Annotated in this window: 20 protein-coding genes; 13 read left to right on the forward strand and 7 right to left on the reverse strand. The window is 36.5% G+C overall.

What is annotated here, in order from left to right:
- Window positions 1-2 precede the first annotated feature (2 nt).
- Entirely contained in the window at window positions 3-1,373 is a 1,371-nt protein-coding gene (locus NZD88_RS15030; protein WP_259830195.1) for a PQQ-dependent sugar dehydrogenase, read from the forward strand.
- A 49-nt stretch (window positions 1,374-1,422) separates the two neighbouring features.
- On the opposite strand, the gene hemN is transcribed toward NZD88_RS15030, so the two are convergent.
- From hemN to NZD88_RS15045, 3 genes are all read right to left on the reverse strand, one after another.
- The gene (gene hemN, locus NZD88_RS15035; RefSeq protein ID WP_169235912.1) at window positions 1,423-2,781 is read right to left on the reverse strand and encodes an oxygen-independent coproporphyrinogen III oxidase; all 1,359 of its coding nucleotides are present in this window, start codon (window positions 2,779-2,781) and stop codon (window positions 1,423-1,425) included.
- A gap of 241 nt (window positions 2,782-3,022) precedes the next feature.
- Window positions 3,023-4,036, reverse strand: coding sequence for a WD40/YVTN/BNR-like repeat-containing protein (locus NZD88_RS15040; protein ID WP_259830197.1), 1,014 nt, complete (start codon window positions 4,034-4,036; stop codon window positions 3,023-3,025).
- A gap of 58 nt (window positions 4,037-4,094) precedes the next feature.
- Window positions 4,095-5,636 (reverse strand): APC family permease, encoded by a 1,542-nt coding sequence (locus NZD88_RS15045; protein WP_169235910.1) that lies wholly within the window; start codon window positions 5,634-5,636, stop codon window positions 4,095-4,097.
- Window positions 5,637-5,802: 166 nt separating this feature from the next.
- Here NZD88_RS15045 and pnuC point away from each other — a divergent pair, with 166 nt between their 5' ends.
- From pnuC to NZD88_RS15070, 5 genes are all read left to right on the forward strand, one after another.
- Window positions 5,803-6,474 carry a nicotinamide riboside transporter PnuC gene (pnuC, locus tag NZD88_RS15050; protein WP_259830199.1) on the forward strand — a complete coding sequence of 224 codons (672 nt, stop codon included), beginning with the start codon at window positions 5,803-5,805 and terminating at the stop codon, window positions 6,472-6,474.
- A 4-nt stretch (window positions 6,475-6,478) separates the two neighbouring features.
- Window positions 6,479-7,141: a hypothetical protein gene (locus tag NZD88_RS15055; RefSeq protein WP_259830201.1), complete on the forward strand. Its 663-nt coding sequence runs from the start codon at window positions 6,479-6,481 to the stop codon at window positions 7,139-7,141.
- A 92-nt stretch (window positions 7,142-7,233) separates the two neighbouring features.
- Window positions 7,234-8,001, forward strand: coding sequence for a diaminopimelate epimerase (dapF, locus tag NZD88_RS15060; RefSeq protein ID WP_259830203.1), 768 nt, complete (start codon window positions 7,234-7,236; stop codon window positions 7,999-8,001).
- 28 nt (window positions 8,002-8,029) lie between these two features.
- Complete coding sequence (gene mltG, locus NZD88_RS15065) at window positions 8,030-9,055, forward strand: endolytic transglycosylase MltG (protein ID WP_259830205.1); 1,026 nt, start codon at window positions 8,030-8,032, stop codon at window positions 9,053-9,055.
- 170 nt (window positions 9,056-9,225) lie between these two features.
- Window positions 9,226-11,781 carry a TonB-dependent receptor domain-containing protein gene (locus NZD88_RS15070; RefSeq protein ID WP_259830207.1) on the forward strand — a complete coding sequence of 852 codons (2,556 nt, stop codon included), beginning with the start codon at window positions 9,226-9,228 and terminating at the stop codon, window positions 11,779-11,781.
- Between the two features lie 39 nt (window positions 11,782-11,820).
- On the opposite strand, the gene NZD88_RS15075 is transcribed toward NZD88_RS15070, so the two are convergent.
- The 3 genes from NZD88_RS15075 to NZD88_RS15085 all read right to left on the reverse strand — a co-directional run bounded on the left by NZD88_RS15075 (window position 11,821) and on the right by NZD88_RS15085 (window position 14,986).
- Window positions 11,821-12,273, reverse strand: a complete 453-nt coding sequence (locus tag NZD88_RS15075; protein ID WP_259830209.1) for an adenylyltransferase/cytidyltransferase family protein — start codon at window positions 12,271-12,273, stop codon at window positions 11,821-11,823.
- Window positions 12,274-12,378: 105 nt separating this feature from the next.
- Window positions 12,379-13,398, reverse strand: coding sequence for a UDP-glucose 4-epimerase GalE (galE, locus tag NZD88_RS15080; protein ID WP_259830211.1), 1,020 nt, complete (start codon window positions 13,396-13,398; stop codon window positions 12,379-12,381).
- 463 nt (window positions 13,399-13,861) lie between these two features.
- On the reverse strand, window positions 13,862-14,986 hold the full coding sequence (locus NZD88_RS15085; RefSeq protein WP_259830213.1) for a DegT/DnrJ/EryC1/StrS family aminotransferase: 1,125 nt from the start codon (window positions 14,984-14,986) through the stop codon (window positions 13,862-13,864).
- An 86-nt stretch (window positions 14,987-15,072) separates the two neighbouring features.
- Here NZD88_RS15085 and NZD88_RS15090 point away from each other — a divergent pair, with 86 nt between their 5' ends.
- Window positions 15,073-16,677 (forward strand): S8/S53 family peptidase, encoded by a 1,605-nt coding sequence (locus NZD88_RS15090; protein ID WP_259830215.1) that lies wholly within the window; start codon window positions 15,073-15,075, stop codon window positions 16,675-16,677.
- A 343-nt stretch (window positions 16,678-17,020) separates the two neighbouring features.
- Here the strand turns inward: NZD88_RS15090 and NZD88_RS15095 are convergent, their stop codons facing one another.
- Window positions 17,021-19,555, reverse strand: coding sequence for a phosphoenolpyruvate carboxylase (locus tag NZD88_RS15095; protein ID WP_259830217.1), 2,535 nt, complete (start codon window positions 19,553-19,555; stop codon window positions 17,021-17,023).
- A 127-nt stretch (window positions 19,556-19,682) separates the two neighbouring features.
- Between NZD88_RS15095 and NZD88_RS15100 the strand changes: the two genes are divergently transcribed.
- The 6 genes from NZD88_RS15100 to NZD88_RS15125 all read left to right on the forward strand — a co-directional run bounded on the left by NZD88_RS15100 (window position 19,683) and on the right by NZD88_RS15125 (window position 25,180).
- The gene (locus NZD88_RS15100) at window positions 19,683-20,132 is read left to right on the forward strand and encodes an SLATT domain-containing protein (protein ID WP_259830219.1); all 450 of its coding nucleotides are present in this window, start codon (window positions 19,683-19,685) and stop codon (window positions 20,130-20,132) included.
- Between the two features lie 127 nt (window positions 20,133-20,259).
- A complete protein-coding gene (locus tag NZD88_RS15105; RefSeq protein WP_259830221.1) occupies window positions 20,260-20,664 on the forward strand; it encodes a putative periplasmic lipoprotein in 405 nt (134 codons plus the stop codon).
- A 103-nt stretch (window positions 20,665-20,767) separates the two neighbouring features.
- Entirely contained in the window at window positions 20,768-22,243 is a 1,476-nt protein-coding gene (locus tag NZD88_RS15110) for a serine hydrolase domain-containing protein (RefSeq protein WP_259830223.1), read from the forward strand.
- Between the two features lie 43 nt (window positions 22,244-22,286).
- The gene (locus tag NZD88_RS15115; protein WP_259830225.1) at window positions 22,287-22,910 is read left to right on the forward strand and encodes a hypothetical protein; all 624 of its coding nucleotides are present in this window, start codon (window positions 22,287-22,289) and stop codon (window positions 22,908-22,910) included.
- Window positions 22,911-23,315: 405 nt separating this feature from the next.
- A complete protein-coding gene (locus tag NZD88_RS15120; RefSeq protein WP_259830226.1) occupies window positions 23,316-24,479 on the forward strand; it encodes an iron-containing alcohol dehydrogenase in 1,164 nt (387 codons plus the stop codon).
- A 329-nt stretch (window positions 24,480-24,808) separates the two neighbouring features.
- On the forward strand, window positions 24,809-25,180 hold the full coding sequence (locus NZD88_RS15125) for a lipocalin family protein (protein ID WP_259830227.1): 372 nt from the start codon (window positions 24,809-24,811) through the stop codon (window positions 25,178-25,180).
- The last annotated feature ends 77 nt before the right edge of the window (window positions 25,181-25,257 follow it).

The raw sequence follows: 25,257 nt of genomic DNA on the forward strand, positions 1-25,257 counted from the left end.
TTATGAAAAAACTATTTTTTACCTTAGGCATCTTTTGTTCTTTAATTGCTAATTCTCAAAGCATTAATTTAGTAGAATTTGCGTCCGGGCTTACCAGTCCCGTTGAAATTACAAATGCCAATGACACCCGGCTTTTCGTCGTACAGCAGAACGGAATCATCAAAATCATTCAACCCAATGGAACCATCAACAGCGCTGACTTTATAAATATCAGTTCCAAAATTCTGTATGGGGGTGAAAGAGGTCTTCTGGGACTTGCATTCCACCCGCAATATACTACGAATGGATATTTCTTTGTGTATTACAACAACACTGCAGGAAACATTATCGTAGCGAGATATTCAGTTAACCCTACCAATCCAGACATTGCAGATCCGACTTCTGAAAAGATCCTGTTGAATATTCCAAAACCTTTTGACAATCATAATGGTGGAAGCATTCATTTTGCTCCTGATGGAAATCTTTGGATAGTGACAGGAGATGGTGGAAGCGGTGGTGACCCTGGCAACAATTCCCAAAATATAAATTCACTTCTGGGAAAAATGTTAAGGATAGATGTGAATGCTACAGGACCTTATAATATTCCCCCCGGAAACCCTTTTGCCGGGACTTTAGTGGCCGGAGCCGATGAAATCTGGGCCTATGGACTCCGAAACGCGTGGAAATTCTCATTTGATACAGATACAGGAAATGTGATGATTGCCGATGTAGGACAGGGAGCCATTGAAGAAATTAATAAAATGCCTATAACTCAGGCAGGAATCAATTATGGATGGCGCTGTTATGAAGGTAACAATGCTTACAATACAGCCGGATGTGCAGCTATGGGGACAATGACCTTTCCAGTCGCAGTATACAACCATTCTGGCGGCAGATGTTCCATCACTGGAGGATATGTCTACAGGGGCACCCAATACCCTGCGCTTCAGGGAAAATATTTCTTCGCAGATTATTGTTCTACCCAGGTTGGAATTCTAAACACGGATAATTCTATTGTCTGGAGCCCTGCAAGTGCCGGTAATAACTTTTCTACTTTCGGACAAAACTCCCAGAAAGAGCTTTTTGTAGCGGCAGTCACCAGCGGGAAAATATTTAAAATCACGACAGGAACTCTGGGAACAGATGAAACTTCTGAATTTAACCCTATAAGCATTCACCCCAATCCGGCATCTGAAAAAGTTTTCATCGAAGGCCTTTCAGACCTAAAAAGTACGGTAGACCTTATGAGTACGGAAGGGAAAATAGTTTTAGAGAAAGTAAAAATAGAAAATGACGGCAGTGTAGATATTACAGGAATTCCTGCCGGAGTCTACTATCTTATCATCAAATCGGGAGATGTGAAATCTTACAGTCAAAAACTTATTATTAAATGACACCTATTTTACTCCAATAAAAAAGCGGTTCAATCGAACCGCTTTTGTTTTATATCGTCATAGAGAAAATTCTCGTTTCCGGTTTATTTCTCATCATTCTGAGATCAAATACCATGGCAACATTTCTCGTAAATGCTCTTCCTTTTTCAGTAATCTTAATCTGATTGTCGTAAATCTCCACCAATTCGTCCTTTTCCATTTCTTCCAGCATTTCAAATGCATTCTCCAGTTCAGGGAACGAATTTTTGTCAGTAAAGGTTGTTTCAAGCTGACACATCAAATTCAGGATATGTCTTCTCACCGTAAGATCTTCTTCATTCAGAATATGACCTTTTACCACAGGAATCTCCCCTTCTTCCACAATCTTCTGATATTCTTCTACCGTTTTTACATTCTGGGCAAAAGCATACCAGGAATCTGAAATGGCAGACATTCCAAGCCCCACCATCAATTGGGTATTACTTGAGGTATAGCCCATAAAGTTTCTGTGAAGCTTTTTATGGATCAGGGATTGGTACAAATCATCATGTTCCAGGGAAAAATGGTCCATTCCTACTTCAATATATCCTAAATCCTGAAGCAGTTTTTTTCCATCTTCATACAAACGACGCTTTTCTTCGCCGCTCGGAAGATCATTTTCATCAAAACCTCTCTGTCCTACTCCTTTTACCCACGGAACGTGTGCATAAGAATAGAAGGCAAGTCTGTCCGGCTTCAATTCCATTGTTTTTCTGATCGTATGTTCCATCGCATCCCAAGACTGGTGCGGAAGCCCAAAGACAAGGTCATGGCTGATTCCACGGTAGCCGATTTCCTTAGCCCATTCCGTTACATTTTTTACATTTTCAAAAGACTGGATCCTGTTGATCGCCTTCTGAACTTTAGGATCATAATCCTGAACTCCAAAACTTACTCTTCTGAATCCAAGATCATATAAAGTCTGAAGGTGATCTCTTGTCGTATTATTCGGGTGACCTTCAAAAGAGAACTCAGGATGCTCTGCTATTTCTACAGTTTCAAAAATCCCTTCAAGTAACGTTTTCAAATTTTTAGGTGAGAAAAATGTAGGTGTACCCCCTCCGAGGTGAAGTTCCTTCAGTTTCGGTTTTTCTTCAAAAAGCTCAAGATAAAGCTTCCATTCTTTCAAAACGCTTTCCAGGTATGGAATTTCAACACTATGTTGTTTTGTGATACGCTTGTGACAGGCACAGAACGTACACAATGCCTCGCAGAAAGGCAGGTGAATATAAATAGAAATTCCCTCCTCTGCATTGCTCTCATGAAAAGACCTGATCACAGTCTCCTTCCACTTTTCGGGTGAAAATGTAGATTCATCCCAATAAGGAACGGTAGGATAAGACGTGTAACGTGGTCCGGGAATATTATACTTATCTATTAAAGAATTCATTTCAAAATTTAAAATATTATCGAGTGATGAAATTTAGTCTAAAAAAATTTCACCTTACAAAATTAACCATTCCTTATGAATTTTAAACCATGAAATATATTAGCTTGTATTTTATAACGAGTCTAAATACGACCGTTACTGGAATTTCTCAAATAATGATAAATTCTATAGATAAAATTTAAAATTCTGATTGAGTTATTGGATGAAATATTTTATCCGTTTCCCTTGTATTTTAAAATAATTAAAATTTCAATTTCATCACTGAAATCCTGTCTTTTCCCGCAAAAACAATTGTATTTCCGTCTACCCAACTGCAAACAAAAAATCCTTTCTCATCTGAAATTTTCTTCCAGGTTTTCCCGAAATCAGAAGAATAGCTGATATGCTGATCCCCTACCGAAATGATCTCTTTTCCTTTAGAGCCAGGTTTAATTTTCACGCAAGTTGTATAGCCTGCATTTTTTCCGGAAGCCTGAATCTGCCAGCTTTCGCCACCATCATTTGTAGTGGCCAGATTATTGACATTTGCGTCCTGCTTGGTATAATCACCTCCTGCGGCAATCCCGAATTTGTCATCATAAAAATCTATTGAATACATCCCCTGAGAAGATTCTCCCTGGATAAAAGGGGTATTGAATATTTCAATTTCTTCACTTTTAAGGTTTAATCTCAAAATTCTCGAAGATTTTCCTCCTGTGGCAATCCACAGATGTTTCTTTGTTGAAGCGATGTTGGTATTACTTGCTGCAAAAGCCGCTTCACCAGGATTTAATTTTACGTTACTTTTAAACATCCCCCACTTTCCGTTCCGATATACCGCCAACTTAAACATCATATCTTGATCTGCATCGCTAAAAGTATAAGCCAGTTTATCATTCACAAAGTGCAATGCATCATAAAAAGCGGTTTTAACAGTATCTGTAAAAACAATTTCTGACCTGAGATTCTTTTTATCAATTTTAAAAAAATATGCAGGGCTTTCAATATTAATGGCATATAATGAATTCTTATCCTGCGCCAGTGTTCTAAACTGAAGTTTTTTATCCGACAAACGTAGCTGCTTTTGATTTTCTTTATTTTTAAGATCAACAAAACCAAATTTCGAATCTGTCCCGCTGTACCAGACCTTTCCATCGTACAGCTCCAAAGCCCGAATGCTTATTTTATCATTAAGAATCGTCTCAAAACTTTCTATTTGTTGAGACAATGTAAAAATCCCTAAAAAGGAAAATAAAAATGGTAAAAGCTTTTTCATATAGACAAAAATAAAAAATCCACAGAAAATTCTGTGGATTTGAAGTTGATATTTTTTATTAATCTAAATCAGGTTTTTCTAATGGCTCCTGCTCAGCTTTGAAAGTCTCCCCATATCCTCCATTCTGAAGTTTTGAGTGCTTTTTACTGTACAGGAAATAAACAAAAAATCCGATGATCAGCCATGCAAAAGAATACATCTGTGCTTCTTTGCTCAGGTTAAAGATCAGATAAACATTGATCGCGATACCTGAACAAGCAATAAGTGGCAAAGCAGGAACTTTAAAGTTTCTCTGAAGATTTGGTTCTTTTACTCTTAGTACCCAAACCGCTACACATACCATTGTGAAGGCAAATAAAGTTCCGAAACTTGTCATGTGTGCAAGATCATTGATCGGGGTAAGAGAGGCTACAATAGCAATCAGCACTCCTAAAATAAGAAGGTTTTTTGTAGGTACTCCTGTTTTAGGGTTTACTTTTGAAAAAGTAGCAGGGATCAATCCATCTTTCGACATTCCTAAGAAAATTCTTGACTGTCCCATGATCATTACCATCAATACAGAGATTAGTCCTACCGTAGCGGCAATGGTAATAATGTATCCGGCCCAGGCGTATCCAGCAATATCAAATGCATAGGCTACAGGTGCTTTGATCGCATCCGGATATTTCCCAAGTGGATTGAAGTCTGTATAATGCATCATTCCGGTTAACACTAAAGATACAAGGATATATAGAAGTGTACAGATGATCAACGAAGCGATGATTGCAAATGGCACGTCTTTTTTAGGATTAATAGCTTCTCCGGCCTGCGTAGAAACGGCATCGAAACCTACATAAGCAAAGAAAATTGCCGATGCTCCGGCCACTACTCCAGCGATACCATAAGCAGAATGGGAGACCCCGTTTTCCGTAATGGTTGTAGCCTCAGGAATGAAAGGAACCCAGTTTTTAAAAGGATCTGCCGAATTAAAAATAATAAAAGAACCTGCAATAATTACGAAAATGATAGCAGAAACCTTAAGTACTACAATAAAATTATTCGCTTTAGCCGCACCTTTCGTTCCCCTTACAAGGATAGAGATGACAAAGAAAACAATTAAAAATGCAGGTAGATTCATAGAAAATCCTGAGTTTCCTGCTGCAATATAGGTCTGTGGATCTGTAGTAAGATAAGCAGGCAAATGCAATCCGAACATTTTGAGGAGTTTGGCAAAATACCCTGACCAGGATACGGCGACGGTCATCGACCCCATTGCATATTCCAGTATTAACCCCCATCCAATAATCCATGCAAAAATTTCACCTACGGTTCCATACGCGTAAGCATATGCTGAACCTTCTACCGGAAGAATGGAAGCGAACTCGGCATAACAAAGTGCCGCAAATACACAGGCGATGCCCGCAATTACAAATGAAAGTGCCAGTGCAGGCCCGGCATTATAATAGGCACCCGTTCCTGTAAGTACAAAAATTCCTCCTCCGATAATTGCTCCGATCCCGATAGCAGTAAGGCTCCATTTCCCCAGAACGCGTTTCAGCTGGCTCTTTTTGATATCAGCTTCATAAGCACTCATTGGTTTCTTAACCCAAATTTTAGACATGTTTTTTTATTTAATTAAAGATTTACGAAAATATAAAAATTTTACAAACCTTAACGTTTATTGACAAACTTTCGTGATTTATTTTACATAAAAATATTTAAAAAACTGATTTACACTTTATTTAATTTATTTTCAAAAGTGTTAATTTTTGTTTAATTTTGATCGCATGAATTTATATGATCTTTTCGTAAAGCCGTATGAAAACTACAGTGCCGGACAAATTATGCTGGAAGCTACAGGTACGGTTTTCGGAATTTTGAGCGTCTATTTTTCAATTAAAAAGAATATCTGGGTTTATCCCACAGGCATCATCTCTACGTTGATCTATGTATATATTCTTTTCAATTTCGGTCTGCTCGGCGACTGTATGATCAATGTATATTATACGGCAATGAGTATTTACGGCTGGGTCTTGTGGTCGAAAAACTCAAATGATAACATTCATGTAGAGGTAAGTTGGGCTACAAAAAAAGAACGAATATTTGCTGCTGCTCTTTTTTTCTTAAGCCTGGCTCTGGTAACGCTTATTTATTATTACAAACCTTATATAGACAATCACTTTTCCATGGACGGAACTCATTTAGGATTGTATCATCTTGATTGGGCCAATTGGCTGGATGTGATCACAACTTCTATATTTTTAGTGGGTATGTGGTTTATGGCCAAACAACGCATTGACAACTGGATCTTCTGGATCATCGGAGATTTTATTTGCATGCCTATGATGATTTTTAAGGAGCTTGGAATCACTTCGGTTCAATATTTGGTATTTACTATAATGGCTATCTTAGGATACCTCAATTGGAAAAAAAGTTTAAAAGAGAAAAATATACAATAAAGTCATGAAAAATTTATTTAAAATAGCATTCAGCATCGTTGCTATTGCCAGTTTGTCATCGTGTTTAGCTTATACTGACGGATATTCGAACAATGGCTACGGAGATCCATACTATAATAACGGATCTTATTATGCTCCTTCCGGTTATTACGGAAACGGCGGTTATTATGGAAATGACGGCTACTATTACAGAAATGACGTCAACTATTACTATGATAATGGTGCTCCTTATTATTACTATAATTCAGGAAACAGCCGAAGAAAAGTATATGTAGAAAGAAAAACTACAGTAACTTCCCAAAGACCGAATAACGGATTCAGAGGTCAGCCTACGGGCAGTGGAAACAATAACGGAAACGGAAACGGATTCCGAAACCCGAATAACAACGTCAGTTACAATAACAACCAGAGACCACAGGGCAGCCAGAACAATGGAGGCTTTAGAAATCAAAGTGGAAGTTATCAGAATAATCAGGGAAGCCAAAATAATCAAAGCAGTGGCGGTTTCAGAAATACACAACAGTATAATCAGAACCAAAACCAAAACACCACCAGACCAACAGAATCATCCAATGGTGGGTTTAGAGGAAGCACAAGCTCCCCAAGTACCACTCAGCCAAGCAGCGGTTCTACGAGACAGCAGCCAAGCGGAGGCGGATTTAGATAAAACGATTATAAATAAGAAAACGAACAGCTAACACTGTTCGTTTTTCATTTTAAATATATTAATTTTGCTCGTTAATTTTACACTAAAAGAATATGGAATTTTATAAATATCAAGGGACTGGGAATGATTTTGTGATGATAGACAACCGGGATCTGCAGTTTCCAAAGGAGAAAGATCTTATTGAAAAACTATGTGACAGACGTTTTGGAATTGGTGCCGATGGACTTATCCTTTTGGAAAACGAAGGTGGTTATGATTTCAAAATGGTTTATTATAATTCAGACGGTGGCGAAAGTACAATGTGCGGAAATGGCGGAAGATGTCTTGTAGCTTTTGCTTTCTTCCTTGATATTTTTGAAGATAAATGTAAATTCATTGCTACAGACGGCGAACATGAAGCTGAAATCCATAACGGTATCATTAAATTAAAAATGATTGATGTGGATGCTGTTTCCATGGACGGAGAAGATACTGTGATGAATACAGGCTCACCTCATTATGTAAAATATGTGGAAGATCTTGTGAATTACAATGTTTTTGCACAGGGACATGGCATCAGAAATTCAGAAAATTATAAAGAAAAGGGCATCAATGTCAATTTTGTGGAAAAAATTACTGATGATGAAATTTTTGTAAGAACCTATGAACGAGGCGTTGAGGATGAAACTTTCAGTTGTGGAACAGGAGTTACCGCTTCTGCTTTAACTTTTCTGCAAAAACACAATCTAATCTCTGTAAAAGTTACAACTTTAGGCGGCAATCTTAAAGTTCATGCTGAGAAAAACGGAAATTCTTTTCAAAATATTTGGCTGGAAGGTCCTGCGAAGCAAGTTTTTAGAGGTAAAATAGATCTTATTTAAAAACAAACTTTTAATCAATTTTTTAATAATGAAAAAAACGGTTCTCGTTATTGCTCTTCTTATTTTTGGAGCGGCAGGATTTTTTGGTTTGAGATTTTATAATAAATATTATGGAAACAATGTGGAAAAGGACGGCTATGTTCTGATTCCCCATAAAGCGGATTTCAAGCAGATCCTTGACTCCGTAGGTCCATATGTAAAAGATAAGGAAGCTTTTGAAGCTGTAGCCAAGGATAAAGATCTGGATAAATATTTTAAACCGGGCCGTTACCATTTCCAGTCAGGGGAAGGAAACACGAAGCTTGTAAATATGATCAAGGCAGGAAATCAGGCTGAAAACAGCTTCAGAATTGGAGATTTTGGAGATATGTATCAGATGATAGGAAAAGTAACCAAAAAGACTGAACTGGATTCTTTACATTTTGTCAATGACCTGGATCAGATAGCAGTAGAGAAAGGATATAAAAATGCAGAGGATTTAAAGAAGTATTTCTTCATCGATACTTACAATTTTTTCTGGACGGTAAGTCCGAGGGAGTTTTTCAAAAAGTTTGATGAACAGTACAATGAATTCTGGACGAGTGAAAGAAAAAACCAGGAACAGCAATCTGGGCTTACCAGAGAGCAGATTTATTCACTGGCTTCTATCGTTTATAAAGAATCAGGTGGAAAGAAAGATGAAATGAGGACGATTGCCGGATTATACCTGAACCGATACAGAAAGGGAATGAAACTTCAGTCTGATCCTACGGTGATCTATGCGATCAACAAGCAGACAAATTTCAAGGAACCAATCAAAAGGGTGCTTTATAAACATCTGTCTACACCATCACCCTACAATACGTATGCTAATGCAGGAATTCCTCCGGGACCGATCTGTGTTGTGGACAAAAATTCTGTAGATGCCATTTTAAATGCAGAAAACAACAATTATATATTTATGTGTGCTGACCCTGCAAGGTTTGGCTATCATAAATTTACTGCCAGCGCAGAAGAGCACGCAATCAACGCAAAAGCTTATCAGGACTGGCTCAATTCGAAAAATATTAAATAAAAAACTAATTTAACTATATTTTAACAATACCATAATTAACTTTTAACACTTACATACGACTTATACATCTATAAATAATACATAAATTTTAATATTCTGAAAATCAACCCAATTAATGATTTCACAATATTAAGAGTTATACTTTCACGATTTTACACAAAAAATACCCTATGAATCAGACGGAAATTGTCAACATTTTCACAAAAAAAACGTTAGCACTTACTTTTGTACTTTCGGCAGCCGCAATGGCTTTTGCACAGGAGAAAGCAGGCGTTACGGGAATGATTGTCAACAAAAACAACCAGCCGGTTCCTTATGCTTCTGTGACGTTCGGCAATAAAGCGAATAAGTCATTAAGCGATGCTGTACTCACCGACGAAAAGGGACAGTACAAGCTGGAATTAGCTCCTGGAAATTATGATATCACAGTAGAAGCCATTGACTACAAAAAGAGCATTGTCAATAAAAACATTGCAGGCCCAGGAAACATTGGTGCTTTATCTATACAACCGGAAGCTACAACCACTCTTGATGGTAAAACTCAGGAAATCCAGGGAGTCGTTATTACTGCAGCAGCTACGAAACCCTATAAAGTAGAGCTGGACAAAAGAACTTACGACCCTTCTCAGGATATTGTAAGTAAAGGAGGAAATCTTCAGGATGTTCTTTCTAACGTTCCTTCTGTTTCTGTGGATACTGACGGTACTGTTTCGATGAGAGGAAGCTCTAATGTGAAATTCCTGATCAACGGAAAGCCTTCTGCTTTACTTGGGATAGATGATGGTGCCAATGCACTTCAAAGTATCCCTGCCGATCAGATCGATAGAATTGAAGTGATCACCAACCCTTCTTCTAAATTTGAAGCAAGTGGTACAGCGGGTATTTTGAATATTATTTTAAAGAAAAGCAAGAAGACTGGTTTTAACGGTAGTGTTATCGGAACTTTAGGTTACCTTCCTCAAACCAACCTTAATGCGAATCTTAACTGGAGAAAAGGGAACTTTACATGGTTTCTAAATGGTGGCGGAGGCTACAGGGAATCCAAAAATACCAGTAGAAATGATGATTATTTTAACAATGCTAAATTAGATGATGATTTGGTACAAAGAAATACTGACTCTGAAACTAAAAGTAAAAACAACAACTATAACGCTTCTGCAGGTATCGTTTATGATATTTCTGAAAAAACTTCAGTAAACGCATCAGGAACCGTAAGAACTTTTGACAGCGAAAATTTTGGAAATATTGATTACCGCTACACTCCTCTTAAAAATCCTTTTTATACATCAAACAGAAGTACTTTCGGAACAAACAACAACCTCGCTTTTCAAGGTGATTTCGGACTAGATCATAAATTTGATGATAAAGGACAAAATTTATCATTATCATTAAGTTTACAGAGAAGCCGATCATACAACGATACCAATATTGATGATACTAATGATAATCTGAAAGATATCATTAATCAAAATACAATTAACAAATCTGTTATTGGTAAGGCCGATTATGAGTTGCCTATTGGTGAATATTCAAAATTAGAAGCAGGATATAGAATTGATATCAATACCAATGATTATAGTAATGATGTTCGTGAGAGCACGACAACAAAGCCATTAGATTTCCTTAAACCATACACTTATGATGCAACATATAAGGAGACTTTCAATGCTTTTTATTTACAGTTCAAAAGTAAAATCGGAAAATTAGGTTATCAGGTGGGTGTAAGAGATGAATTGTCGAATGTAGATATTAATTACCTAAGCCTTGATCCCAAGAAAAATGTACCCGCAACTACTAAAAATTACAATAACTTATTCCCAAGCGTATATTTAAGTTATGAATTCGCTAAGGATAATCAGTTGCTATTAAACTACACAAGAAGAATAGACCGCCCAAGATCATTCTTTATGATTCCTAACCCGAGTTATAATGATAACCAAAATATTTTTGACGGAAACATTGATCTTAATCCATCATATGTAGACTCTTTTGAATTTGGATATAGCATTTCAAAAAAGAAATTCACGATCAACCCTACGCTGTATTACAGACATCAGACTGATGATACAAAAATGTTAGTGTATAATATTTTGGCTACAGATGAAAATGGAGCTATTATTGATCCAAAGCGTATAGAATCTCATACAAAACCAATTAACTTGGGTACAGATGACCGTTTCGGTGTAGATTTAAACTTCAACTGGGACGCAACAAGTTGGTTAAAATTCTTAGGAAATGTAGATTTGTTTGGTTACAATACAAAAGGCAGCACTCTATATGACACCTTTGATAAAGATGGCAATCCTATTCAGGCTGTTGCTGATTTTAACGGTAAGGGGTTTTCAACAAGAGCGAGACTTTCTTCAACGATTAAAGTGGATAAAACATTCAGTTTCCAGCTACAAGGATTCTACAGAGGGGGCCAGAAAACGGCTTACCAGGATAGAAAAGATATGTATGCCATCAGTCTCGGTGCTTCTAAAACCATTTGGAAAGGTGACGGAACTTTAGCATTCAACGTTCAGGATATTTTTAATACCAGAGCAATGAGATCTACAACATATACAGCAAATAGCGTAAGGGATTCTTATATGCAATGGCAACCAAGACAGTTCTCAGTTTCTCTGACTTACAGATTCAAACAAGGTGAGAAGGTAGAACAGCCGAAAAGGAAAAAAGACATCAACTCCAATGCAGCTGGAGATGATCAGCAAAGTCCAATGTAATACAATAAAAAATCCCGAAAAATATTTTCGGGATTTTTTTTATTTTACGGTCTCAGCCTTTTCGTATTTTTCTTTTTCGGCTTCATAGATTCTTTTCCTAAGGTCACTGGTAGAAAACCTATGGTCCCTTTTGTTGTAAAAGATGTCTATTCCTTTCTCTTCACAATATTGCTTACCAGTAAAGTCTTTATCCATGTAATCATCACCAATGATCCTTACATCGATCACAAAAGACTTCAAAATATCCAATAGATCTTCTTCTGTATAATAAGGAATAATCTCATCCACAGCATTCACAGCCTTTAGTTGAATATATCTCTCAACAATGGTCTGGCTTGGTTTATTTTTATTTGGACGATCGTGAGACGGATCAATCTGAAGTCCTACGATTAGATAATCGCATATTGTTTTAGCTTCTTCAAGCATTTTGATATGTCCTGCATGCAGTAAATCAAATGAGGAAAATGTAATACCTATTTTCTGTGTTTTCATATTAAATTTAATTAAAATTCTGTAAAAAAACCTCCACTCTTCTAAAATATAAAATAGTGAGGATTATAGGGGAATATCTTATAATGTATTCTAAAATATTTACTTTTAAACAGGCCTTGAATCCAGATACAGTTGCCATTTCCAGACTGTTCTCAATGATTCCTCCAAAGGTGTATCAGACTTCCAGTGAAGTTCTTTTTCAGCTTTATCAGCATTAGCATAAGCAACGGTAATATCACCTTCTCTTCTCGCACAAATCTGGTAAGGAACCTTCACATTATTAGCTGTTTCAAAAGCTTTCACAACGTCCAATACTGATGAGCCCTTTCCTGTTCCCAGATTGAATATATCTATAACCGTTTCTTCATTGCTTTGCATTAATTTCTTAAGTGCGCTTACATGAGCTTTAGCAAGATCCACAACATAAATATAATCTCGAACAGCTGTACCATCTTCCGTATCATAATCATCACCCCAAATGTTGAGTTTCTCACGAATCCCAACTGCTGTTTGGGTAACATAGGGAATCAAATTATTAGGAACACCTATTGGAAGTTCTCCTAGTTTACCGGATGGATGAGCACCAATTGGATTAAAGTACCTTAAAAGAGAAATTTTCCTGCTATAAGCTTTCGCAAAATCAGTCAAAATTTCCTCTCCCATCTGCTTTGTTTTACCATATACACTTTCAGGAAGTTTCAACGGAGTATTTTCATTAATTGGCATTTTCTCGGCCTGTCCATATACTGTGCAGGACGAGCTGAAAATAAAATTTGAAATTCCTCTTTCTTTAAATTCCTGAAGAATATTGATTAAAGTGAATAAATTATTTTCATAATAATCCAATGGTTTGACCTGACTCTCTCCTACCGCTTTAGAAGCTGCAAAATTAAGACATCCTTCAATTTGATGAGCATCAAAAACCTGAGCAAGCAGTTCTCTGCGTCTTAAATCGAAAGGATAAAAAAACGGCTTCTTGCCTGTAATCTCTTCGATATTCTTTAAAATAAATCTTTCCGAGTTGGATAAATCATCTACAATAACCACTTCAAAACCGTCGTTAAGTAATTCCACTACTGTGTGTGACCCTATATATCCAAGCCCGCCTGTAACAAGTACTGCCATTTTTTTTGTAATATTTTTTTTTATCTGCGTGTTTTCCTATTTCTTCAATTTCTAAAAATACAGAATTGTCTTTAAATTTAGACTTTTGTATTAAAATGAATAGCCCAATCATAATCAGATATAAAATTGGGACTAAAATATAATCATTTGTGTCGTTTCCAAAGTTTTTTCTAATAAAAATTGATTCTAAAATTCCTAATGTAATGTTATTATCAGCAAAATCAAAGTATATGAAAAAATTCTAATTGATTGCTTATATTTTATAATCAAAGAAACTAAACCAATAATCGATAATATTGCTATAATAATTATAGATAATGAATAAATAATATCTCTTTTTATCAAAAATGAATTTGTAACTATTCTGTTAACAGATGCAAACCCAAATACAGCTGAAAAAATTAAATTAATTAAAATTGAAAGCCAATAAACAATTTTATATTGAAAAACTTTCCCTTTCATTCTATTTCATAAACTCCAATACAGCATCCGTAATATACTTCAGCTGCTCTTCATCTAATTCGGTATGCATTGGAAGAGATATTACCTGATCCAGAAGTTTATCTGTATTCACAAAATCTGCATCATTACTTTCCTGGTAATAGGCCTTCTGCTTTCTCAATGCTACAGGATAATAAATCATTGCCGGAATTTCTTTTTCTGTAAGGAACTTTTGAAGCTCGTTACGTTTTCCGTTCAGAACTCTCAATGTATACTGGTGGAACACATGGGTAGAATTTTCTGATCTTTCCGGTGTAAGGATATCTTTAAGATCTGCAAAAGCTTCATCATAATAATCTGCCGCTTTTCTTCTCGCTTCGTTGTAAGAATCAAGATGTGGAAGTTTTTTTCTTAAAACCGCAGCCTGAATGCTGTCTAATCTTGAATTTACTCCTACCTCATCATGATAATATCTTTCGTACATTCCATGGTTTACAATCCCCCTTAAGCGGTGTGCCAGTTCATCATTGTTAGTCGTAATGGCACCTCCGTCACCGTAGCAACCTAAATTTTTAGAAGGGAAGAATGAAGTAGTTCCCACAGTTGCCATTGTTCCGGCGTATTTTTGAGTTCCGTCTGAGAATGTATACTCTGAACCTATTGCCTGTGCATTGTCTTCAATTACATAAAGATTGTATTCTTCTGCAATTTTTAAGATCTCTTCCATATTGGCACACTGTCCGAAAATATGTACCGGAATGATTGCTTTTGTTCTAGGTGTGATTGCTTTTCTGATCTCCTCCGGAGAGATGGTGAATGTATCGTAATCTACATCTACCAATACTGATTTCAGTTTAAGCAGATGAATAACTTCTACTGTAGCAGCAAAAGTAAAATCGGCGGTGATTACTTCGTCTCCTTCTTTAAGGTCCAAAGCCATCAGCGCGATCTGTAAAGCATCCGTTCCGTTAGCACACGGGATCACATGCTTTACATCTAAATAAGATTCCAATTCATTCTGGAAAGACTTCACTTCAGGGCCATTGATAAAAGCCGCAGAATCCATTACATTTAAAACTGCATTATCTACATCATTCTTTATTTTGTAATACTGACTTTGCAAGTCAACCATCTGAATTTTTTTCATAAATAAATATTTGTGTAAAAATAAGGAATTTAAAATCCTTTCAAAAATTTTATTCATTTTGTTTTATCTTTATAAAAAATAACTTCATGAAAAAACTTTTACTCTTTTGTCTTATAGCGGGTTACTCAACGGTAAATGCACAAACAGAGCTTGTTTTTGTTTATTTTACAGGCAAACCGAACAAAGCGGCTTTTTATGCCAATCCGCTTTCAGAACTGACTCAAAAATCCCTTAACAGACGTACTTCGCTAGGTATTCCGCTGAATGATCAGGATGCCCCGATTGAACAATCCTATATTCAGAATCTTCAAAATCTTGGTTTTACCGTTACCGATTATTCTAAATGGCTCAATGGAGCCGCTGTGAATGCTACTCCGGCCCAGATAACGATTTTACAGGCACAACCTTATGTATCTTCTGTAGGACGTTTTGCCAAAAACAATCCAACCGTACCTAAAACAGCCGCTCAAAATAAATGGAACACCATTTCTGACAGTCAAAAGACACTGACCGTTTTTGATTACGGTTCAGGTTCTGCACAGATTGACCAAATTAATGTGAGGCCCCTTCATCTGGCAGGATTTACAGGAACTGGAGTCTCTATTGCAGTTATCGATGCAGGATTCCCTTACGTAGATACCGGATCTGCTTTTGAAAGACTTAGGACTAATAATCAGATCAAAGCCGTGTATGACTTCGTTACCAAAACAAATAATGTCTACAATACCTCCATCAGCAATCATGGATCAGCAGTATTGGGCGCTATCGGAGGGTATATTAAAGATATTTTCGTAGGATCCGCTCCTGATGCAGATTTCTACCTTTACCGCAGTGAAAATGCTGTTGGTGAAGTTCCGGAAGAGGAATTGTATTGGATAGAGGCAGCTGAGGAGGCCGACAGAAAAGGGGTTGATATGATCACTTCTTCTCTGGGTTATAATATTTTTGATGATCCGAGATACAGCTATACCTATTCGGATATGAATGGAACCACTTCTTTTATCGCACGGGCCGCCGAAATAGCTGCGAACAAAGGAATTTTCGTTCTCGCCGCCGCCGGAAACGCTGGACTGCAGCCATGGCATTATATTATGACCCCAGCAGATAATACAAAGGTTTTCAGCATAGGCTCCGTAGATTCAGCAGGAAGCTCTTCTGGATTTTCATCTTACGGACCCAATTCCCTGGGGAGTGTAAAACCAGATGCAAGTGCAAGAGGAACTGCTTCTGCAACAGTTACGAACAGTACACCAGCAACTGTTAGCGGAACTTCCATTGCAACACCTATTGCCGCAGGTGGTGTGGCATGTTTTATTCAGGCTTTCCCTTCGATGAACAGAGAACTGATGAGAACAAAGCTCAGACAGACCGCTTCAATTTACCCTGCTCATACAGACCAGATGGGCTACGGTATTCTCAACTTTGGAAATATTTATAATCAAACTCTTAATACTTCTGAGATCGTAAAAAAAGAAAAATTTGCCATTTTTCCGAATCCTGTTAAAAGCATTCTGAATATTGCTTCTGAAAGTGATATTCTATCGCTGGAAGTCTACGACAATTTAGGAAAACTGATCAGAAAAAATAACGGGCAGAAATCTATAAAAGTGGAAGATTTCCCGCCCGGAACTTATTATCTCAAAATTCAGGCAAAGGAGCAGATTTTTTATGAAAAATTTTTAAAGGAATAGTTATTTGATATTTCTAATCCTGAATTTATTTTCAACCACAAATAACACAATGCCACAAGTTCAAATCACTGGAAAGGATTTTGACATTTCATTTATCACACTTCAAAAGTGAAATTATTAAGGCTGCAAGTACAACCTATTATCTCAATAGACTACCAAAGATATATCCAGATTGCTCAGATTTTTTATATGTGACAAACATATTGAATAGGAACGGGCTTTAGCCCGTTTCACTTTTATCACCAATCAAATTGGCTTTAGCCAAAATTTAAAAAAACATTGTGTTCATATACTATTTGTTAAAGAAAACGCCTCTCAAATTGAGAGGCGTTGTTATGATCAGTTAAGCTGAGTTTCTACTCGCATTAATATTTCCAAATAATGATCTGGTCACCAATTTTTCATAAGCTTCCTTATTCCCTTCTCCTTTCTGGATTTTCATCAGGGCATACTGCTGAATACTCAACAGCGGCAATACAATCTTCTCCCGGATTTTTACGGATTTTCTGGAAAGCGGATCTTCTTCCTGTAGCAGTTTGAATCCTGTAAGCTCAAGCATAATATCTCTTGAAAGCGTATATTCATCAAAAAGTACATTCCAGAATGCACCAAACTTTGGATTATTCTTGATATAATAGGTCAGTGGAAAATAGGATTTATTCATACTCATCATAGAGTTCAGGATCAAAGTTTTAAAGAAATCGGAACCTTTATACAATTCTCTTACTTCTTCCAGTCGTCCCTGCTCTTTCATCTGCTGCATGGCAAATCCGAATCCGAAGAATCCCGGAACATTCTGCTTTAACTGTGACCATGAGCCTACAAATGGAATTGCTCTAAGGTCTTCAAATTTAAGCTCACTGCCGTTTCCTCTTTTAGACGGGCGGCTTCCGATATTGGTCTTACCATAATATTCCAGGGTACTCATTTCCTGAAGATACGGAACAAACATTGGATGAGCTTTCAGATCTGAATATTTTTTATAACTGATATCAGCCAGCTCGGCAATCAGTTTTCTTTCTTTTTCTGTAAGGTCTTTTTTAGAATTTTTAAAGACATCATTTTCGACTCCGGCCGTCAGCAGCTGCTCAAAATTGTATTTAGCCTGCTCTTTATTTCCGAAAATACTGGTGATCGTTTGTCCCTGAATGGTCAGTTCAATTTTATTGTTGGCAATAGTATTTCCTTGTGAAGCATAAAAATCGTGCGTTTTCCCTCCGCCTCTTGCGGGTGGACCACCTCTACCGTCAAAGAACACGACTTTAATTCCATTTTGAACGGAAAGTTTAGTTAAGACTTCTTTAGCCTTATAAATTTCCCAATTCGCCTTCAAATATCCACCATCTTTTGTTCCATCTGAAAAGCCAAGCATGATCGTTTGCTGATTTCCTCTGCTTTCAAGATGTTTTTTATAGACAGGATTATGATACAGCTCATTCATTACATTTTCAGAGTTGGCAAGGCCTTCCATGGTTTCAAAAAGGGGAACGATATCCATTTTGATTTCATCTTCATTATACCCGCAGATCTTAAAAAAGGCATACACATTCATGACATCTTTTACGGCATCAGAATTTGAAATAATGTAACGGTTCATCCCTCTCTGCCCGTTCAGATCCTGGATTTCCGAAACCTGTGAAACCGTTAATAGGGTATCTTTAACGATATCTTCAAACTGATCTGCATTGACTTTTTCACCAAGCTGGATCAGTTTATTGAATTTTTCTTCCTGAGAAGCCTCTGTATTTCCATAAACTCTTGCAAAAACATCATCAATCACTTTCTGATGAATCCTGCTGTCCTGGCGAATGTCCAGTGTTGCAAAGTGAGTTCCAAAAATTTTCACGCGGTCTCTGAAATTAGCCAGAAGGTCTAAAAACAAAGAATTATGCTCATTTATCAGTATTTTTTCTGCTTCGTTTGCCTTTTTCAGAATATCTTCTGCTGTAATTATATTTCCGTTGAAGATGGCTCCATACAGGTCATCACTCAATTGAGTCAGGACTTCAGAAACTCCTCTGAAACTTAACCTTCTTCTAATAAATTTCAAATGGCTGTAGTAGGATTTCAGGATTGCTGAACGAAGCTCTTCTGCGACTCTTTTTGTAACATCAGCGGTTACAAATGGGTTTCCATCTCTATCGCCACCCGGCCAAAAACCTAGCTGGATAATATCTTCATGAAGATGAAAATACCCGTTTCCGAATGTCTTTTTAATTTTCGTAAACAATTCCCCAATCGTATCATAATATACATATCTTAAATAGGAGATAATGCTGAGAGCCTCATCTATAGGAGTCGGTTTTTCTTTATTAACGAAAGGAGTCTTACCCAACTGCTGAAGAAGCATATCAATCTGGGTAACAGAATCACTGGTAATAGCGCCTCTTAAATCCTGAATAATTCTCTGTACTGAGCTTGGATAAAACTGGGTCGGGTGTGCTGTAAATACCACTTTTACTGTAAAATCCTCAAGCTTTTCACGAACTTTTTCAAGTTTATGATCCTGATACGACCGTTCAAAAAGATTGGTCACTGTCCCACTGTCGCTTTCGGAATGAAGGTTGGGAAATGCAGCATCTTCAATACTGTCAAATAAAACTACCTGTCTTTCGATGTATTGTATGATTTTGAAAAGCAGTTCCAATTTCTGCTCTTCGGTCTGGAGGTCTGTATGGTTCTTAAAGAATTCTTCTACAATTTCCTCAGGAGTCTTTCCTCCTTCGTATCCGTTTCGGCTTTCCTCGTAAAGGAAGGGAAGAAGCATCCCGATATTGGTCATTTTATCATAAGGCAGGCTCATAAATAATGAATTGTAGATCTGGAACTTATTCTCCACGATCTGCCTGAATTTTTCTGCTCGTTGGTCGTGTATCATATAACAAATGTAATGGATTTTGGAATTAAATTAATTGACAAATGACAAAAAAGGAGTACCCGGAACAAAATTATTTTAATATCCTTTCTTAGAATTAATTCAATACCTTTATTTAAAACTATTTACCATGAAAGAAGACTCTATAACGGATCCTTTTTATCTGCAGATACAAAAGGAAATTAACCGGATTGAAAGAAAGGCTAATAACTATATTTGGATATTTTACATGATCCGAATTACTCAAATTATTTTTGCAGGAATAATTACCGTTTTGGCAGGAATATCAGAGATTGAAACGCTCAGTAAAGCTAAACCCATTTTGATTCTAGGAGCTATAACAACTGCAGTTACAGCATTTGACACTCTATTTCAAGTTGATAATAAGAAAAATACGTATAAACTTGTTTTATTCGAACTCAGAGCTATCAGAGCCGAAATTGTTTATGAATTTATGAAAGAAGGAAAAATTGACAATGAATTTAAGGCCACATTTTTGGGGAAATATCAAAAGGCTACTTCTTATGCAAGAGATCTGATTAGTACAGATATCGATAAAGCGAAAGAGGTTAAAAAATAATATTTTCTATGGACTTAAGTCTTTTAAAAATATTTAGGACAAGTTATTATAATTCAGGTTTATAATAATTTTGAATACAACGGTTTAATGATTAATTTTACTTATCACAGAAATTAATTAACATCTCATGAAACATATATTCATATTCCTTTTAATCGCTTTTATTTTCATAGGCTGCGGTGAAGATTGTTATAACGCTCCTCAGACGATAGCCTTTAAATTTGTTAATTCTAATGATGAAAATCTGATCACAAATGGCACCCTTACTGCTTATTCGGTCAAGGATGAAAATCAGGTTGGGGTACAATTAACCAAAACATCCGAAGACATGGTCATTTTAGAAAATGTAGGCGCTTATAATGGTACAAAAAATTATACTTTCTCTTCTAATATTAAAGCTTTTAATTTTTCAATACATTCGTCAGAATTTAAAGGAGGTTGTGATGGTTATCAGATTAACAAATTAACATTTACCGGTATAGGTATTGATGTAACAGACGAAAAAGGATATTATAAAATTATACTGCAATAGCCTTAACTATAAATTTAATTTGCAGTATATGAAGGTCAGATTGTAAAAGAGAGATCATATGTAATAAAAAGCTATCTTACAATGTCTTACAATAAACGGTCTTATGAAAATCTTATTGAAATCATTTCTTGTTATTATTGTTGTTTTATTTATACAAAACTATACAGCACAAAAGCGTTCTGATAGCATTGATGTTTTTATCAAGCATAAAATGCAGGAACTGAAAATCCCGGGACTTCAATTGGCTGTCATCAGAAATGAAAAAATTGATCAACTGAGTAATTATGGACTTGCCAATATTGAACATCAGATCGCGACAAAAAACAATACGGTATTCTCTATCAATTCAATGACGAAAGCTTTTGTTGGTGTTGCTATCATGCAACTTCAGGAGCAGGGAAAATTAAAAACAGATGATACCATTTCAAAATATCTTTCTGACATTCCGGGAAACTGGAAAAAAATAACAATCAAACAGTTATTAAGCAATACATCAGGTCTTCCCAATAATATTGATGAAAAAGAACAGCTATTAGGTGGCGGTATCGAAAACAAAAATTGGGAAATAGTTAAAACACTTCCTATGGAGTTTTCGCCTGGTGAAAAATTCAGTTATAATCAAACAGGCTACTATATTTTAGGAAAAATAATTACAAAATTGAGCGGCGAGCATTTCGCGAAGTTTATTAAAGAAAATCAATTTAAGCCGTGTACAATGTTTGTCACTCGATTTGGAGATTCTAATGATATTATCGAGAATAATGCGGGTTCGTATTCCACAATTATTAATCATGATGGCCAATGGATCAATGACGGAAAGCTTCACAATGCTTTTGCTGCCTTTCCTATATTTTTTCGGACAGCTACAGGAATTTTATCATCAGCTGAAGATTTGAGTAAGTGGCTCATAGCCCTGCAGAAAGGGAAACTGCTTCATGATGAAAAAAGCATTAAGGAGCTTTTTACTACTATAAAACTCAATAATGGTGACATAGGTGGTTTTAATAAACTCACGAACGGTTATGCCTTAGGATGGCCGACTGTTGTAAGGTCTGCTCATCCCGCGGTTGCTCCTGTAGGAGGTATGCGCTCTGCCCTGTTTGTTTATCCGGATGATAATCTATCAATCATTGTTTTAAGCAATCTTCAGGGAGCAAATCCTGAATGGTTCATTGATGAAATTGCCGGATACTACATACCGGATATGAAAATTGAAAATGGTTTTGGGCTTAGCCCGAATATGAAACTATTCTTTCACCAAACTGTTTCAGGTGGGTATCAAAATGTATATGCAATTTATCAAAAAATTAAAGAGAACAATAAAAATTTTACCGTGTCAGAGGATGAGATCAATTCATGGGGTTACCAGCTGATAAGCCGGAATCTCAAGAATGAAGCCCTTGCCGTTTTCAGATTGAATACCCTATTATTTCCGAATAGCGCCAATGTTTATGACAGCTATGGTGAAGCATTAGATGGGTTAGGACAAAAGAAAGAAGCTGTTATTAACTATAAAAAATCATTGATTCTTAATCCCGGCAATACCAACGCTGCTAATTATTTAAAGGATAAAAAATAAATCATCATTCATTTTCGTAAATTTGCCAGAAAGCACTTCCTTTATGAAAATTATTGTCATCACTTCGCTGGTTCTATCCAATCTGTTCTTTGCACAGACTGTGGTTCCTGATGACTACAGAAAAATTCCGGATATTCTGGATACAGCAGAATATTTGTACCCATTTATTGTTCCGGATAAAGAATATGGTTATTGGAGAGTTCTTACCAATGACACCGATCCTGAGAAAGCAGTGATCTACGAAAGTCAGATGCCGGATTTCATGACCATCAACGAGCCTCTTCCTGAGAAAGGTTTCTTTCAGCAATGTATGGGCAACAGATGCTTTTCCTATATTCTTGCCTGTAAAAACGAAAGGTCTGTCTATTTCTCCAGTGAACAGCAGTTAAGAGATTTTATCGGAACGGTTGATAATCTTCCGGAAGCTATTTTATTGGTCCAAACCTATGGTTTTTCCGTAGATACCAGCAATAAAGAAGGTGGTTCATATAAAATTGAGGACAAACATATATCCCTGTATGCATCAAAGTCTAAAGGTTGTCCCGAAATTAAAGAATCTTACTTCATCAAAATCAATAGAAAAACGGGCAAACTGGAGTCAAAAAATAAAGGTGTTTACTTTAAAAGTGACAACTGCGATACTTCAGCTAAGACAGCTTACAAATAAAAAGACAGCTTCAAAAGGGAAAAACTCCATAAAATCGGTTGCTTCAATGTCAACTTTGCAATCGAATATATTGAAAAATTCCCACAGATTTTACAGATTTTCTTTCTGCTTTTTAATTAAATTCTCTAGCAAGCTTTTTATCTTTTGAAAGAATGTACGGATGGAGATTTCCTTAAGGCAGATGAAAAAATTGCAACCCATATTCTCTCCTCCAGACTCCAGCATTTACTGGAAGTAGACATTATCGATAAAAAAGATCATTCGGGCAAAAACCTATGTCTCTCAGAGCACCACTAAGTAAAATTTAGATTGTTATTATAAAACACAGTGATCGTAATTTTAAAAATTCCTTAACTCAATTTTCGTATTGCTTTGCGTAAATTTGAATCAAATAAATTTAGAACAATGCTCAATTTCGAATTTAAAAATCCAACAAAAATACTTTTTGGAAAAGGTGAAATCGCTAAGATCTCCCGTGAAGTTCCAAAAGACGCCAAAATATTAATGATCTACGGAGGCGGAAGCATCAAGAACAACGGTGTTTACGATCAGGTAAAGGAAGCTCTGAAAGATCATGATCTGTATGAATTCGGAGGTGTTCCTGCAAATCCTGAGTATGAAGTACTGATCAACGCTTTAAGTTTTATCAAAGAAAAAAATATCAATTATCTGCTGGCTGTAGGCGGAGGATCTGTAATTGATGGAACTAAATTTCTTTCTGCTGCCGCCAATTATGATGGAGAACCCTGGGAAATCCTTAGAAATTCAGTAAGAACATTTGAAGGAGAAGGAATGCCTTTCGGAAGTATTCTGACATTGCCGGCAACAGGTTCTGAAATGAATTCAGGTTATGTCATTTCAAGAAGAGAAACCAATGAAAAATTATCTTCAGGAGGACCTGGTCTTTTCCCTCAGTTTTCTGTTTTAGATCCGGAAGTGATCAGAACAATCCCTAAAAACCAGATTGTTAACGGAATTACAGATGCTTACACGCATGTATTGGAACAATATATGACGGCCCCTTCTTCTGCAGATCTTCAGGAAAGAATTGCGGAAAGCATTCTGATCAGCCTTCAGGAAACAGCTCCGAAAGTTCTGGCTGATGATTTTGATTATGATGCTGCCGGAAACTTTATGTGGTGCTGTACAATGGCTCTGAATGGTCTTATCCAGAAGGGAGTGATCACAGATTGGGCGGTACACGCTATGGGGCATGAACTGACTGCTTATTTCGGAATTGACCATGCAAGAACTTTAGCGGTTATTGCTCCTTCCCACTACCGTTATAATTTCGAAACCAAAAAAGGAAAACTGGCCCAGTATGCTGAAAGAGTATGGGGAATCAAAGACGGAACACTGGAAGAAAAAGCTGAAGCAGGAATCAAAAAGATGGAGGAATTCTTCCACAGCCTGAATATCAAAACCAAACTTTCCGAATATACAGAAGATTATAGAGGTACAGCTGAAAGAGTAGAAAAAGCATTTACAGACAGGAAATGGTCCGGACTTGGTGAGTATAAAAAACTGACGCCTCAGGATGCTTATAAGATTGTAGAGATGAGTTATTAGGGATGTGCGGTTAGAGAGTTAGCAGATACTGGTTGCCGGTTCCTAATAATTAAGTTAGTGAGTTTATGATTTCAAATTTGATGTCTTGCATCTTATTTCTTGACTCTTGACTTTTGTTTCTTAAAATCTAAATTAAAAAACAAAATTTCAAACTTTGACACAATTCCTATTGCCTGCAACCTACTATCTACTACCCATAAAAATCCATCACTTTCAAAGCTTCATCATATAAAATCCTGTTATTTATAAACATTCGTTTAAAAAAGCAGGATTTCATTATAAATATTTCAAATTTATTTATATTTTAGCATATTCTTAAATTTGTGAAAATGAAAAAACAGCTACTTTTATTTGCCTTTTCAGCTCTGGCACTAACTTCCTGTAAAGATGACAACATAGAAGCTTATGAATTAGAGATGATGAGCGGAGACTGGAAGATGGTTAAAAGAGAAACCATTTCCGGAAAAGACAATAAAACAGTACTTTCTACTGAAACTCCGTCTGATTGTGAGTCCAAAAATTTATTACACTTCAGAAGCGATTACTATACCAGCTATACGTATTATTCAGGAACAGGCACCGACTGCCAGATGACCGGAAAAACTGAAGGTAAATATACCTATAACGAAGAGTCTAAGCTGTTGAGCATCAAGAATGACGATGAGATGACACTGAAAAATGGCACAGAGTTGAAATCCTGACAAGCCAGGATCTGAAACTGGCGCAGCTGTTTGGTGCTTATGATCAAAACAATGATGGTACCGACGATCTGATCTAC

Origin of the sequence: Chryseobacterium pyrolae, assembly GCF_025153485.1 — a bacterium.
Classification (GTDB): domain Bacteria; phylum Bacteroidota; class Bacteroidia; order Flavobacteriales; family Weeksellaceae; genus Chryseobacterium; species Chryseobacterium antibioticum.